The sequence below is a fragment of the Shewanella sp. DC2-4 genome, from assembly GCF_013248875.1.
Lineage (GTDB): Bacteria > Pseudomonadota > Gammaproteobacteria > Enterobacterales > Shewanellaceae > Shewanella > Shewanella oncorhynchi.
The window spans coordinates 1,297,799-1,312,317 of record NZ_JABRVR010000002.1 but is presented as its reverse complement, the minus strand read 5'-3'; the positions used below and the strand labels follow the sequence as shown (position 1 = coordinate 1,312,317).

Genomic DNA, 14,519 nt, shown 5'->3' with positions numbered 1-14,519 from the left:
AAAACCATTAAGACTATCAATATATAACAAGCTATCGTTACCGGAGTGTCTCTTTGCAAGCCTCTCAGTCCATATATAAAAGTCCAAATGATCACCGCCAGTATCGTTATCTTGTATTAGATAATGCGCTCAGGGTGTTATTGGTTGAAGATCAAGATGCTAGCCAAGCTGCCGCATCTATGGCTGTAGGCGTGGGTCATTTTGATGATCCCGCAGATAGACCCGGCATGGCGCACTTTTTAGAGCATATGCTCTTTCTAGGTACTGAGAAATTCCCAGACTCAGGCGAGTATCACGCCTTTATCAACCAACATGGCGGCAGCAATAACGCTTGGACGGGCACAGAGCACACTAACTTCTTTTTCACCATCAATGAAGAAGTGTTTGCCGACTCCTTAGACAGATTCAGCCAATTTTTTATCGCCCCCAAATTTGATTTAGATTTAGTCGATAGAGAACGCCAAGCAATTGAATCTGAATTTAGTTTAAAACTAAAAGATGATATCCGTCGAACCTATCAAGTACTCAAAGAGACAGTCAACCCACTGCATCCATTTTCGAAATTTTCCGTGGGTAACTTAGTCACCTTAGGCGGAGAACAGGCACAGGTACGTAGTGAATTACTCGATTTCTATCAAAGCCATTACAGCGCCAACTTAATGACCTTGTGCTTAGTCGCTCCGCTTTCCCTTGATAAATTACAAGATTTAGCCTGTCACTATTTTAGTGGGATCCGAAACTTGAACTTAGTGAAAAACTATCCTCAAGTACCACTATTTTCAGAAAAAGAACTGTTGAGGCAAATCGATATTGTGCCGCTTAAGGAGCAAAAACGCTTAAGCATCAGTTTTAATTTCCCAGGAATTGATCACTACTACAAACGTAAGCCTTTGACTTATATCAGCCATATTTTAGGCAATGAGAGTCATGGCAGTCTGTTGTCGTATCTAAAAGAACAAGGATTAGTGAACAACTTGTCTGCGGGCGGCGGTGTAAATGGCTATAACTTCAAGGATTACAGTATCGGTTTACAGTTAACCGATAAAGGGCTAGGCAATCTCGATGAAATTATCAGCTGCTGTTTTGAGTATATTGAACTTATCAAAACCCAAGGCTTAGATGAATGGCGTTATTTGGAGCGTGCAAACCTGCTCAAAATGGCGTTTCGTTATCAAGAGCAAGTTAAATCACTCGATTTAGCCAGCCATCTCAGTATCAATATGCATCACTATGAAGTCGAAGACTTGGTCTTTGGCGATTATCGGATGGATGGGCTGGATATCCCTGAAACCATTGAGCTACTTGAGCTCATGGTGCCACAGAATATGCGCCTGCAGCTTATCGCCCAATCGGTTAAAACGGATCGTAAAGCTAACTGGTATCACACGCCGTACAAAATCCGCCCAATTGCGCCACAGTCCCTAGCTCGTTGGCAAGTGAACAATATTCGCCCTGAATTACAGCTACCGGCTGCAAATCCTTTTATTGTCGCCGACTCGATTGCCCGTCCGGATAAGAGCGATGTTGACGTGCCAGTGATCGTTGCTGAATCAACTGGATACCGCATTTGGCATAAGAAGGATGATGAGTTTAATGTGCCAAAAGGTCACATGTATTTATCGCTGGATTCAGAGCAGGCAAGTAAAACGCCAAGGCATGCCGCCCTCACCCGCTTATATGTTGAAATGCTACTCGATTATCTCACCGAGCCAACCTATCAGGCCGAAGTTGCTGGATTAAGCTATAACATTTATCCGCATCAAGGCGGAATTACACTGCATTTATCGGGCTTTACCGGCAATCAAGAAACGTTATTAGCGCTATTAATCCATAAAGCCAGAGAGCGCAATTTTACCGAAGAGCGCTTTGCCCTCATAAAATCTCAGCTTCTGCGCAGTTGGCAGAATCAAACACAGGCTAAACCGATTTCACAATTATTTACTAGCCTGACTGTTACACTGCAAAAAAGCAGTTATGAACCAGCACGCATGGCTCAAATGTTGGAAGATATTAGCCTAGAAGATTTACATAACCATGTACGCGCCTTCTACGAAAAGATCTATCTTGAAGGGTTAGTCTACGGGGATTGGCTAGTCTCTGAAGCACAAGCTCTTGGCAAACGTTTAGAGCACATTTTATCTTTAGTTTCGACGCCGAGCGCCGAGTCCACCAGAGAATTAGTGAATTTAACAGGCCAAGGCACGTTACTGAGAGAACTCGCAATAGATCATCAAGATAGCGCAATTATTGTGTATTACCAATCTGCCGTGGCAACACCCGAAAAAATGGCGCTATTTAGCTTACTGAATCACACTATGTCGTCCACCTTCTTCCATGAGCTGCGTACTGAAAAACAGTTGGGCTATATGGTAGGCACAGGTTATCTGCCGCTCAATCGTCATCCTGGACTTATTTTCTATATTCAGTCACCCACAACTGGGCCACTGCATTTATTAGAAGCCATCGACGAGTTTATTGCCGACTTTAATTATGCAGTGATGCAAATCACCAACGAAGAATGGGAAAGCACAAAGGTAGGTCTGATTAATCAAATCATGGAGCACGACGCGAACCTCAAAACTCGCAGTCAACGTTATTGGGTCAGTGTCGGCAATAGAGATTATCAATTTAACCAAAGAGAACTCGTCGTAGACGAAATCACTAAGTTCACCCGCACTGATTTACTCAAATTCATGATGCGTAAAATGCGTACTAAGCACAGCGATCGCTTAGTGTTATTTAGCACAGGTGAACAACACAGAACCCAAGCGGCGTTACAGTCAGAAAAAATGATCACAGATCTCAAAACGTTTAAGCAAACGGCAGAGAAGTTTAATTTCTAAACAAAAAACACTTTTGCTCACACATTTGTGAGCAAAGTTAGGTAAACAAACAGAACCGCTACAAATCAGTCCAACTATAGTCGTATCTTTCAGTGTTGGACGTAATCCTGATGTAAAACATGGCTAGCCCATGTTCTACCACTTCAGCACCGAACAATTTTACTGCATCTACATGCTGTTAAAAGGATTTTCTGCAGACTCTACTTTGACAAACCGCTCACTTTCTGGAAAAGTGATGTAACACAATTGTTTCATGGCATCCTCGGATAATAAGAACAAACACTATGCCTAAAGCACTCTTTAAAATCGTCTTGCTCGCTTTTTTTAGCTTGCATGCATTCGAAGACGTAAACGCATCTCCCTTTTCTGATAAATCTCCTATTATTCTCCAATCACAATCTTTTGGTGTCCCAGAAGGACTTTCCCAAAGCACTGTTACGTCTATCGTTCAAGACAATGATGGTTATATATGGATAGGAACATTTAATGGATTAAATCGATTTGATGGGAAAAACTTTAAGCATTTTTATGCTAATGATACTAGAACAGGCCTTCCCAGCTCTTTTATTAGAAGTTTACTTATTGATGATAAAGGCATTTTATATGTTGGAACAGATAGTGGCTTAGTCGTATATGATAAACTTCAAGAATCCTTTTCTCATTATGGCCTGTCGGTAAAAAACTCTCCTGTTTGGAGCCTCAACTCAAGTGATAAGAGTTTAATTGTTGGAACTAACAAAGCAATTATAGATATAAATAGCAAAGAAAAAACATACGAACTTTCAAATGAAGGCCTAAGTGAAATCAAAAAAACGATAAAAGTAGGCGACGATTATTATATAAGAGATTATGCAGGTACGTTATTCAAGTTAACCCAGAATAAATTAAAAGAGATAGCTAAAAAAACAATTGATTTCGAGCAAGAAGATCACTCAACACTACTCATATCATTAAGTGATGGACTATATAAGTATAAGGACAATAAAATAGTAAAAATTGATCCACGAGTATTTTCTCAACTCACGAAAAACAAAAACACTATTTATGGTATCACTAATAAAAATATAGTTAATATTTCTAAAAATAGCATTGTAGGACTTCTAGCCACAGATAGCACAGATAAAACATCTTCATTTTTTGCAACCGAAGATATGTTTATACTTGGCAGTATTGATCAAGGTGTTGTTTTTATAAAAAAAGTAAAAAATTTAGTACAACAAACTAATTTAATAAAAGATAACACTTGGCATCTTACAAAAAATCCACAGGGTTTTCTAGTATCATCTGAATCTGAAATGATAGAACTTTTTGACGAAAACTTTAATTTAATCGAAAGTTTCGACACTCAAAGCCAAGGATATAAATACGCTATATTGAATGATGACGGGCTCTATTTTGGCACTAGCACGGGGCTATTTCTGAAGACTGCTGGAACTATAAAGTTGATTAGTGAAAAATCAATATCATCACTATCTAGTAATAAAGACAACTCGTTAATAGCTGCTGGTACATCTGATGGAAAGGTATTGATTATCAGTAAAGGAGAAGTAATCCGTAGTGTTGATACTAAAAAAAATGAGCCTATTTTTGACATTGAATTAGAGTCGACAGATGTTATCTATACTGCTGGTCAGGGAGGCCTTAAAGAATATAAAAATGGGCTATTAAAAAATTTAAGTGAAGAAATAACATACAGCATAGTAAAAGGTGATCATGGAATTTATTTTGGAACATCTACATCATTAATGTTCTACAATAAAAATAACAATAAAACTTCTGAAATATTTTCTAACAAAAAAGAAATTTACTCCATAGTTAATAGCAATAACTTTTTGACTGCTGCATCATTAAGCGAAGTGATTATATATGAAAAGAAAAATGAGAAATCATACACTTTAAAAACGTCAAATGGAAGTCAGTATGAATATAACTCGCCGAGTGGAATAGATTTTAATGGTTATGTTTTACTTGCAGGTATCAATGGAGTTAGCTTGGTATCTCCTATTAATGTAGTAAACTACATTAATAATAGAAAAACAAACAAAACGGAAATATCAGAGTTCTTAGTCTTTAATATCATACAAGAAAATGAAAGTAACTTTGTTAACAAAAAAAATCCAACTAAAAACGAAATAACCTTAAAGTATTCAGATTATCCATTCTCATTTAATTTTATATCACCTATGTCAGACGACTCATCTACCAACTACCATTATAGGATGTATGGCCTTTCTGATACATGGATATCAGCAAATGGAACGAACTCTGCTACATATACAAACTTATCACCTGGAAAATATACTTTTCAAGTTTATGCCGTTGATTCACTTTCCGGTGAAAAATCTGTAACAAAAGAGCTTGATGTCATTATAACGCCTCCTTGGTGGTCATCATTTCAAGCAAAATCGATATATGTAGTAATTACAATATTTATTTCATTTATAATAGTAAAAGCCATTTTACGTCGTAGAGAAACGCAAAGACAAATTGTCCTCAGCGAAGAAAGATTAAAACTTTCCCTTTGGGGAAGTGGTGATGAAATGTGGGACTGGGACATAGAAACTGGCAATATTTTTCGCTCCAATATCTGGGGAGCTCTTGAATTTCCCCGTGATGGGCATCGTTCTGGAAAATCGGATGAAGAGAGTAATATACATCCTATGGATCAAGAACGTGTCCGTGAAGCGCTTAATAAGCATTTTTATGGTGAAACAGATCATTTTGAAGCCGCATATAGGGTAAAAGGCAAAGACGACAATTGGGTATGGATCTTAGACCGTGCCAAAATTGTAGAGCGGGATGACAAAGATAATGCCCTGCGAATGACTGGAACGATTAAAAATATTAGTCAGTTTAAACAAAAGGAAGAACAACTAAAACTCTTTGAAAAAGCAATTGAAAACATTTCGGAAGGTATGTTTATCCTCGACAACGAATACCGTTTTGTCGAAGTCAACGAAGCTTGCTGTAAAATTTCATTACGTAACCGAACTGATTTTATTGGCAACTTACTCACATTTGATTTATATCCAGAAACCTTCTCCACCCAAATTAGAACTATGTTAAAACAGCAAGGTCGCTGGGCAAATGAAGTCGAAGCAGCCAGAGGAGATAACAGTCACTTCCATATGGAGCTCACGATCGATGCGATCTATGATGAGTTAGGCGAATTATCACACTATGTCGGTGTTTTTTCTGATATATCAAGACGTAAGCAGCAAGAAGAAGAACTTAGAAAATTAACCAATAACGATCTCTTAACCGGACTACCTAATCGCTCCAACTTACAAGTGACCTTAAATAACCTAGTGAATCGAGAAATAGCTCATGCGCTTATGGTGCTTGATCTTGATAATTTTAAACGTATTAATGATTCCCTAGGCCATCAAATTGGGGATACTTTATTAAAGCTCGTTGCTACCCGCATTAAGTCCTTACTTCCTAAAAATACCAGTATTTATCGTCTAGGCGGAGATGAATTCGCCATTGTATTAGACAAGGGTTCAGATATAAGCGCCAGTGCAGCAATAGCTAACCGTATTATTGAAGGGCTAAAACCTGCATTTGACGTTAGCAATGAACAGCTAGTCCTAGGATTAAGTATTGGTATAGTGCTGTTCCCAGAAGATGAACAAAGCGAGCAAGCATTACTGAGAAAGGCTGACATTGCTATGTACCATGCTAAGTCTGCGGGAGGTAATTGCTACCAGTTTTATTCTGAGTCCTTGAACCAACATGCAATTAGGCAATTAGAAATAGAAAATCTTATCCGTGAAGGCTTAAAAGATGATCTATTTGAAGTTTATTATCAACCTAAGGTTGATCTTAAAAGCGGTAAAATTGCAGGTATGGAGGCTTTAGTCAGATTAAATCATCCAATACATGGTTTAATTCCCCCCAATGACTTTATTCCACTTGCTGAAGAAAACGGTTTGATTGTTGAAATTGGTGAAATTGTCTTACGCAAGGCCTGTTTCGCAGCGCAAAAATGGCGTGAACAAGGCATATTCAGCGGCAGAGTCGCCGTCAATTTATCGTCACGTCAATTTGCACTGCCTGATATTCAACAGCGAATAGAGTCAATATTAAGACTCACTAAACTCCCCGCATGTCATCTTGAATTAGAAATAACTGAGGGAACCGTCATTAAACAGCCGGAAACGGCGATTATCGTCATGCAGCAATTGGCTAAAATGGGCGTCAGTTTAGCACTCGATGATTTCGGCACAGGGTACTCGTCCCTTTCATACTTAAAACGCTTTCCTATTCATACTTTAAAAATTGACAAAGCCTTTGTTGACGATATAGATAAATCTGATCGCGATCTCAAAATGGTCGATTCTATTATCACCATCGCCCATAACATGGGGCTTTCTGTTGTGGGTGAAGGGGTAGAACAAACAGCACAATTGAACATTTTACGGGCACTAAACTGTGAAGAAATTCAAGGCTATATTTTTAGTAAGGCCATAAAGGAGACCGAATTTACCCTGCTACTCCAAGAAGACATGGCAAAGCCAAACACTAGGAGTAACATTACTTAATCATTTACTCTCAATTTGATTTTGATTTACAACATTGGCACAACAAGTGCAATAGCACTATCAGTGTCAATAATAAATCAATATCAACTACCCTGAGAGAATTAGAATGATTAAAGGAATCCTAGTAACAGTTACTCTATTATCTTCAATTGGCTTTGTAGCAAATTCTGCAGCACTTGAAGCGACTTCCAATTCTGGACAAACATCGCTTGAAGCTACTGGTCATCCTGCGGTCAAATTCAAACCACTCAAAGTTGCTGGCCATCCTGCTGTGAAGTTCAAATCACTTGAGGTCGCTGGTCATCCTGCAGTCAAATTCAAACCATTCGAAGTTGCAGGTCATCCAGCTGTTAAGTTCAAATCACTTGAAGTTGCTGGCCATCCTGCTGTGAAGTTCAAATCACTTGAGGTTGCTGGTCATCCTGCTGTGAAGTTCAAATCACTTGAGGTTGCTGGTCATCCTGCTGTGAAGTTCAAATCACTTGAGGTTGCTGGTCATCCTGCTGTGAAGTTCAAATCACTTGAGGTTGCTGGTCATCCTGCTGTGAAATTCAAATCACTTGAAGTTGCAGGTCATCCATGCGTGAAGTTCATTAACTCTGAAGTTGCATAACATTAATCAGGTTAAGGATAGTGACTATGTTAAATTCAATCAAAAAAGCACTCGGTTTATCCAAGCCAGCGCGTAAAAAAGTTAAGTTGCCTGAAGGCTTGAATCACCTTGAAGTGATTTCTGCAAAAGGTTGGTGGAACTAATTTAAGTTCTGTAGACATGAGTCTAACTCATGTACAGTGATAGTTAATTAAGTTAGCGCGACTTAGAAACAATAAAGGGAGCATTGGCTCCCTTTAGTTTTAAGAGAATATAAAAGTACTAAATAGTCATGTAAATTACATAACAGATTGATAAATTAGCTATTTAATATTCCTTCCTCACTACAACGGATTTTCCTCAAGGCTAAATGGAGGTGTGTCGTAAAGAGTGGATAAGCCAGAGGCCCGAGCACAAAACCCAGCAGCACCCAATGCTTAACAGTAAGACCTGCGGTAAATGCAGCTAAGCCGAAGTACCAAGCCGAGATTAATGCGATAAAGATAACCAGCAAAATCACAAACCACCTCTTTAAAAACAACTAAATAAATCATAAAGGTAGAGAAATTAATTCCTCATCAAAATGCGAATGCTACTCGCGTAGTCTTGGTGATTGATGCACATGTTAAATACGTCATTTTAACGGCAGGATAAAAAGTTTTCCGCACTATGCATAAACGAGCAACACTCATTCATCGCTACGCTCTCAGTACAGAACACGTAACACCGAACTCTCGATAAAGGGCTCGGATTATACAAGATCCACATCCCCAATGTGAACATTTTTTAGGCAAAAGCATGCCTTGTGGCAATAAAAAAAGCGGCAATAACCTGCCGCTTTTTTGTTCAATTTTGATTAACTAAGACCTAGATTAACTATGACTTAGATTCACTGAAACTTAGAAAAAGTGCGCGTTTTCTTGCGCCATGGTTTTTAAGCGCTCACAAGGTTCGAATCTGTTACCGAATTGACTTTGATAACCTTCAAGGATCTTCACTAAGTTCGCGGCGCCTAAAGTGTCAATATAATGGAATGGGCCACCGAGGAATGGCGGGAAGCCAATACCGAAAATTGCACCAATATCGCCATCTCTTGGCGATGCGATAATACCATCATCTAAACAACGCACCGCTTCATTGAGCATTTGTACGACACAACGCTCAGCAACCGCTTTTGCGTCTTTATTGGTGCCAGGCTTAATGCCTAACACGCCATAAACACTCTCATCGACGACTTTCGCTTTCTTGCTAGAGTCTTTTTGGCCGTATTGATAAAATCCTTTGCCATTTTTGCGGCCTTTACGATCGTCACCTAAAAGCTTGTCAAATGCGGCTGGCGCTTTAAAACGTTCACCCAATTCTTTTTCAAGGATCGGTGAAATTTTTGCGCCCACGTCGATACCCACTTCGTCGAGCAAAGTAATCGGTCCCACAGGGAAGCCAAATTTCACTAAAGCTTTATCCAAATGCTCAACACTTTGGCCTTCGAGTAATAATTGCGCAGCCTCGTTCATATACAGCGCCAGAATACGGTTCACGTAGAAACCCGCACCATCCTGCACCACTATCGGTGTTTTACCTTGCTTACGGGCAAATGCGACAGTAGTCGCAATGGTTTCTGGCGACGTTTTAGCGTGGGCAATCACTTCCACCAGCGGCATTTTCTCTACTGGCGAGAAATAATGCAGACCAATCACATTTTCAGGACGCGTCGCCGCCTCGGCGATTTGGCTAATCGGCAAAGATGAGGTGTTTGACGCAAAAATCGTGTGCTCACCACACTCACGCTCAATGTCTTTCACCATTTGATGCTTAAGCGCTAAGTCTTCAAATACCGCTTCCACAACGATGTCGGCATCTTTAACGCCTTTATACTCAGTGGTTGTGGTCATCAGCGCCATTAAGTTGTCACGGGCAGCAGGCGTCATATGGCGGCGCTTTACCCCTTTATCCAACAACTTATAAGCGTAGGCTAATGCATTGCTTAAACCTTTTTCGCTGATGTCTTTGACGCGAACGGGGATTTTAGCCTTAGTAGTCGTCACAGAGGCAATGCCTCCGCCCATTAAACCGCCACCTAAGATCACCGCTTTCTTCACTTTGCGCGGTGTAGCACCCTCAGCGCCGGTTTCTTTCTTCATTTCAGTGGTGGCGAAGAAAATACTGCGCAGCGCTTCAGATTCTTTTGATACCACTAATTCAGCAAAGTGACTCGCTTCGACTTCTAGCCCTTTTTGCATCCCCTTCGCAATCCCTTGACGTACGCAGTCAATAATCTTGGCTGGTGCTGGATAATTACCTTGGGTTTTCTTTTCGACTTGTTTAGTCGCTTGATCAAAAATAATGTTACGGCCAAAGCTCGTGCCTTCAAGCACTTGATTAACGAGTGACTTTTTAACAGGTTTCGGTGCACGTTTACCTGCAAGCGCCATCTCAACTGCGGTTTGCAGCAAAATGGTCTGCGGTACAACATCATTCACTAAGCCCATTTTCAAGGCTTGTTTAGGACGGATTTGTTTACCGGTCAACATCATGTCTAAGGCGGTGGTAATACCGACTAAACGAGGCAAACGTTGAGTCCCACCGCCTCCAGGTAATAAGCCAAGTTGAACTTCCGGTACGCCGAGCATGGTTTTACCATCGTCGCTACATACCCTTTGATGACAAGCTAAGGCTAACTCTAAACCACCACCTAAACAGGCACCATGGATTGCCGCAACCACAGGAATTTTTAAGGCTTCTAACTCATTAAAAACCACATGCCCTTGCTGGGATAAGGCTTTGGCATCGCCAGCCGTTTTACAGGCATCGAGCATGGAAATATCCGCGCCCGCAACGAAAGAATCTTTTTTGCCAGAGATCAGCACGAGTCCACGAATATGAGGATCGCTTTTAATCTCGGCCAGAATCTCACTGATTTCAGGGCCAAACTGCGCTTTTAGGGTGTTCATGGTTTCACCAGGAACATCCATAGTCAAGATGGCAATGCCGTCGTCGCGGCGGGTTAAATTAAAGGTCTTTTCCATGCCGATTACTCCACTTCCACTATCATAGCCACGCCCAAACCACCGGCCGCACAGGCCGTTGTTAGGCCAGTGCCACCACCGCGGCGCTTAAGCTCACGACACACTTGAGTGATCAAACGGGTTCCCGTTGCAGCAAAAGGATGGCCGTAGGCAAGCGAGCCACCGAGCACGTTAAACTTGCTCATGTCGATTTCGCCAATCGCGCGGTTACGGCCGAGTTTTTCTTCGGCAAATTTTTTCGAAGCAAACATCTGCATATTCGCTAATGTCTGCGCCGCAAAGGCTTCGTGCATTTCAATCAGGGTAAGATCTTCTAGTTCCATTCCAGCACGCTTCAGCGCCAGTGGCGTCGCGTAGGATGGCCCCATCAGCATATCTTGCCACACATCAATGGCGCTAAAGGCGTAACTCTTAATGTAACCAATAGGTTGATAACCTAAGGCTTTGGCTCGACCTTCACTCATCAGGATAATCGCTGAGGCACCGTCCGTCAGTGGCGTACTATTGGCCGCCGTCACAGTACCGTGTTGTTTGTCGAATGCAGGGCGCAACTTAGCATATGACTCCAGTACCGAGTTTTCGCGGATATTGTTATCACGATCGATAAACTGCTTATACGGCGGTATATGCGCGACCATAACTTCGTCACGCAAATGGCCCGAAGCCCAAGTTTCACTCGCTAAGGTATGTGAGCGGTGCGCTAAGGCATCTTGATCGGCACGACTAATATTGTAGGTTTTTGCCATCTGCTCGGCGGTTTGTCCCATAGACAAGCCCGTTGAGTACTCTGCCACCGCAGGCGGCACAGGTAATAAATCCTTTAAACCTAAACGGCGGAAAATTTGTAACTTTTGCCCAAAGCTACGGGCTTTATTCAGATCGACTAACGCATGGGCTAATTTTTTCGATACACCGATAGGCAATACAGAGGAAGAGTCGGCGCCGCCCGCAATACCGATTTCGATATTACCCGTCATGATAGATTCAGCCACGTTTACGGCAGATTGAAAGCTAGTTGCACAGGCGCGAGTGACACTATAGGCATCGGTCGACACATTCATGCCAGTACCGAGTACGATTTCACGGGCAATGTTAGGTGCAGCCGGCATTTGCACGACTTGTCCATACACTAATTGCTCAATCAGCTTAGGATCGAGTTCAGAGCGCGCCAATAATTCATTGACCACCATTTTGCCCATATCGAGCGCCGATACACCGTGGAATGCCGTGGCTTGCTTTGCAAAGGGGGTTCTTAAACCCGCTACAATGGCGATACGTTCACCCTTGGCGTTCGTAACCTGTTGTCTATCACTCATTTGTCACCCTCTTTATGTGCGCAATCGCTGAGAGATTTCAGGCGGCGCTAGCTATTTCCGTGTTTGACCCATTGTTTTACGGCGAAAAACGCCCAATAACAGGTCTGACCATTAAAGTGTGATCTGATTCTAACTTCTTGTCAGCAAGTTTTAAACACCTGTTTGTTTTTTTAACACTAGCCAAACCCTAAGGGAATTCTTTACCATAGCTGTTGTCTATAGCCCACACACGTATTTTCAATATAATAAAACGAGTAGCATCATGCCTTTGAGTCGCTTCCACGCATTACGCACTTACCTAAATAAGGTTGTTTTAGGGCAGCCAGTATTGACCGAAAATCTGCTCATTGCCTTAATTGCCAATGGCCACTTATTAGTTGAAGGACCTCCGGGACTGGCAAAGACCCGTGCAGTGAAAGCCTTATGTGACGGGGTTGAGGGCGATTTTCACCGCATTCAATTTACCCCAGATCTACTGCCCGCCGACTTAACCGGTACAGATATATATCGCTCGCAAACTGGCACCTTCGAATTTGAAGCCGGACCGATTTTCCACAATTTAATCTTGGCGGACGAAATTAACCGTGCCCCAGCCAAAGTTCAGTCAGCCTTATTAGAAGCCATGGCCGAAGGTCAAATTACAGTTGGCAAGCACAGCTATAAACTTCCACCGCTGTTTTTAGTAATGGCCACCCAAAACCCATTAGAGAACGAAGGCACTTATCCGCTGCCCGAAGCACAGCTTGACCGTTTTCTGATGCACTTAAACCTTGATTACCCGAGCGGCGAGACTGAAATCGAAATTCTGCGTCAATCCCGCAAAGAAGCGCTTACCCACGAATTGCCAACCACTGAGCCGATTGCACAAGCAGATGTGTTTGCCGCCCGTGACGAAGCCATGGAAATCTATCTTGCCGAGCCGCTCGAAAAGTACATAGTCGAAATCGTGATGGCGACCCGTGAGCCTTTACGTTACAGCGAAGACTTAGCTAAGTGGCTTGAGTACGGCGTCAGCCCGCGCGCAACTATTTCATTAGAACGCTGTGCCCGCGCCCGCGCTTGGCTGCACGAGCGGGACTTTGTTTCACCGGAAGACATTCAAGCTGTTGCGCCAAATGTATTACGCCATAGACTCCTACTCAGCTACCAAGCACAGGCCGAAGGTGTCAGCCGCGATCACGTGATCAACCACATCTTAAGTCAAGTTGCAGTACCTTAACGGTGAAGATAAAGGTGAAATAAGATGAGTGACACAGCGCGACTCTCAGCCTCAGTCGATGGCTTGCCGCTTTTTGCCGATGGCTTGCATTTAACCGAGCAAGAGCTGCTGGCGTGCCAAAATATCGCCCGTGCTATGCCAGAGCGTTATAGCCGTGCCCGCGCTAACTTAGCGGGCCATCGCAGCAGCTTAATCAAAGGCCGCGGTATGGAGTTTGCCGAGGTGCGCCACTATCAACAGGGCGACGATGTGCGCACCATTGATTGGCGCGTTACCGCTCGTACGGGCACAACTCACACTAAGTTATTTGTCGAAGAACGTGAACGCCCTATTTTATTGTTAATCGACTTGAGCCAAAGCCTCTATTTTGGTTCGAGTTTATTGCTGCAATCGGTGCAAGCAGGACACCTTGCCACCACCTTAGGTTGGAATGCGATTAACCATGGCGATCGACTCGGCGCCTTGATCGCCTGCGAGTCTGAGCATCTAGAGCTCAAACCCCGCAGCCGTCGTCAGGGCATATTGCAATTGATCTCAGGCCTGCGCCGTGTGCACGAAAATCAGCTCAATCATGTTGGCAGTGGCCAGCGCGATCCTGACCATATCCTGCGTGCCTGTCAGCGATTACAACGTATCGCCAAACCCGGCTCCTTAGTTTGGATAGTGACAGATGGCAGCCATTTTAGCCCCCAATGTATCGCGCCTCTCACCGAGCTTAAGCGTCATTGCGATGTGGGCGCCTATCTTATTACCGATCCTCTGCGTCAAGGCACACTGCCGTTACCGCACAACTTTAATTTGCCGGTACGGGATGGGGATGAGGACTTAGTGCTTACCCGCCACAGTTATCAGGCTTGGCTCGACATTCAGCTGCGTCAACAAAACAACTTTATCGCCATGATGCAGCAACTGCGCGTACGTACCCAGCTCATCGATGCGGGTGCTCCCCTAGCCCATCAATTGGAATTATTGCGTTAAC

The 14,519-nt window shown here is 42.7% G+C and carries 8 protein-coding genes; 5 read left to right on the top strand and 3 right to left on the bottom strand.

Annotation, left to right across the window (positions count from 1 at the left end):
- The first annotated feature begins 53 nt into the window (after positions 1-53).
- The 3 genes from HQQ92_RS06540 to HQQ92_RS06530 all read left to right on the top strand — a co-directional run bounded on the left by HQQ92_RS06540 (position 54) and on the right by HQQ92_RS06530 (position 8,000).
- Positions 54-2,843, top strand: coding sequence for an insulinase family protein (locus HQQ92_RS06540; RefSeq protein WP_173244035.1), 2,790 nt, complete (start codon positions 54-56; stop codon positions 2,841-2,843).
- A 284-nt stretch (positions 2,844-3,127) separates the two neighbouring features.
- Positions 3,128-7,387 (top strand): EAL domain-containing protein, encoded by a 4,260-nt coding sequence (locus HQQ92_RS06535; protein WP_173244032.1) that lies wholly within the window; start codon positions 3,128-3,130, stop codon positions 7,385-7,387.
- A 106-nt stretch (positions 7,388-7,493) separates the two neighbouring features.
- Positions 7,494-8,000, top strand: coding sequence for a hypothetical protein (locus tag HQQ92_RS06530; protein ID WP_173244030.1), 507 nt, complete (start codon positions 7,494-7,496; stop codon positions 7,998-8,000).
- 298 nt (positions 8,001-8,298) lie between these two features.
- On the opposite strand, the gene HQQ92_RS23675 is transcribed toward HQQ92_RS06530, so the two are convergent.
- The 3 genes from HQQ92_RS23675 to fadI all read right to left on the bottom strand — a co-directional run bounded on the left by HQQ92_RS23675 (position 8,299) and on the right by fadI (position 12,321).
- Positions 8,299-8,499 (bottom strand): hypothetical protein, encoded by a 201-nt coding sequence (locus HQQ92_RS23675; RefSeq protein WP_309247075.1) that lies wholly within the window; start codon positions 8,497-8,499, stop codon positions 8,299-8,301.
- 379 nt (positions 8,500-8,878) lie between these two features.
- On the bottom strand, positions 8,879-11,005 hold the full coding sequence (gene fadJ, locus HQQ92_RS06525) for a fatty acid oxidation complex subunit alpha FadJ (RefSeq protein ID WP_173244029.1): 2,127 nt from the start codon (positions 11,003-11,005) through the stop codon (positions 8,879-8,881).
- Between the two features lie 5 nt (positions 11,006-11,010).
- A complete protein-coding gene (gene fadI / locus HQQ92_RS06520) occupies positions 11,011-12,321 on the bottom strand; it encodes an acetyl-CoA C-acyltransferase FadI (protein WP_014610833.1) in 1,311 nt (436 codons plus the stop codon).
- Positions 12,322-12,583: 262 nt separating this feature from the next.
- Here fadI and HQQ92_RS06515 point away from each other — a divergent pair, with 262 nt between their 5' ends.
- Positions 12,584-13,540 (top strand): MoxR family ATPase, encoded by a 957-nt coding sequence (locus tag HQQ92_RS06515; protein ID WP_173244027.1) that lies wholly within the window; start codon positions 12,584-12,586, stop codon positions 13,538-13,540.
- A gap of 24 nt (positions 13,541-13,564) precedes the next feature.
- Entirely contained in the window at positions 13,565-14,518 is a 954-nt protein-coding gene (locus HQQ92_RS06510; RefSeq protein ID WP_173244025.1) for a DUF58 domain-containing protein, read from the top strand.
- Position 14,519 lies beyond the last annotated feature (1 nt).

What these genes read in the sequence shown, in the direction of transcription:
- HQQ92_RS06510 (WP_173244025.1), top strand. Translation starts at nt 13,565, where the DNA reads ATGAGTGACACAGCGCGACTCTCAGCCTCAGTCGATGGCTTGCCGCTT.
- HQQ92_RS06530 (WP_173244030.1), top strand. Translation starts at nt 7,494, where the DNA reads ATGATTAAAGGAATCCTAGTAACAGTTACTCTATTATCTTCAATTGGC.
- fadI (WP_014610833.1), bottom strand. Translation starts at nt 12,321, where the DNA reads ATGAGTGATAGACAACAGGTTACGAACGCCAAGGGTGAACGTATCGCC.
- HQQ92_RS06535 (WP_173244032.1), top strand. Translation starts at nt 3,128, where the DNA reads ATGCCTAAAGCACTCTTTAAAATCGTCTTGCTCGCTTTTTTTAGCTTG.
- fadJ (WP_173244029.1), bottom strand. Translation starts at nt 11,005, where the DNA reads ATGGAAAAGACCTTTAATTTAACCCGCCGCGACGACGGCATTGCCATC.
- HQQ92_RS06515 (WP_173244027.1), top strand. Translation starts at nt 12,584, where the DNA reads ATGCCTTTGAGTCGCTTCCACGCATTACGCACTTACCTAAATAAGGTT.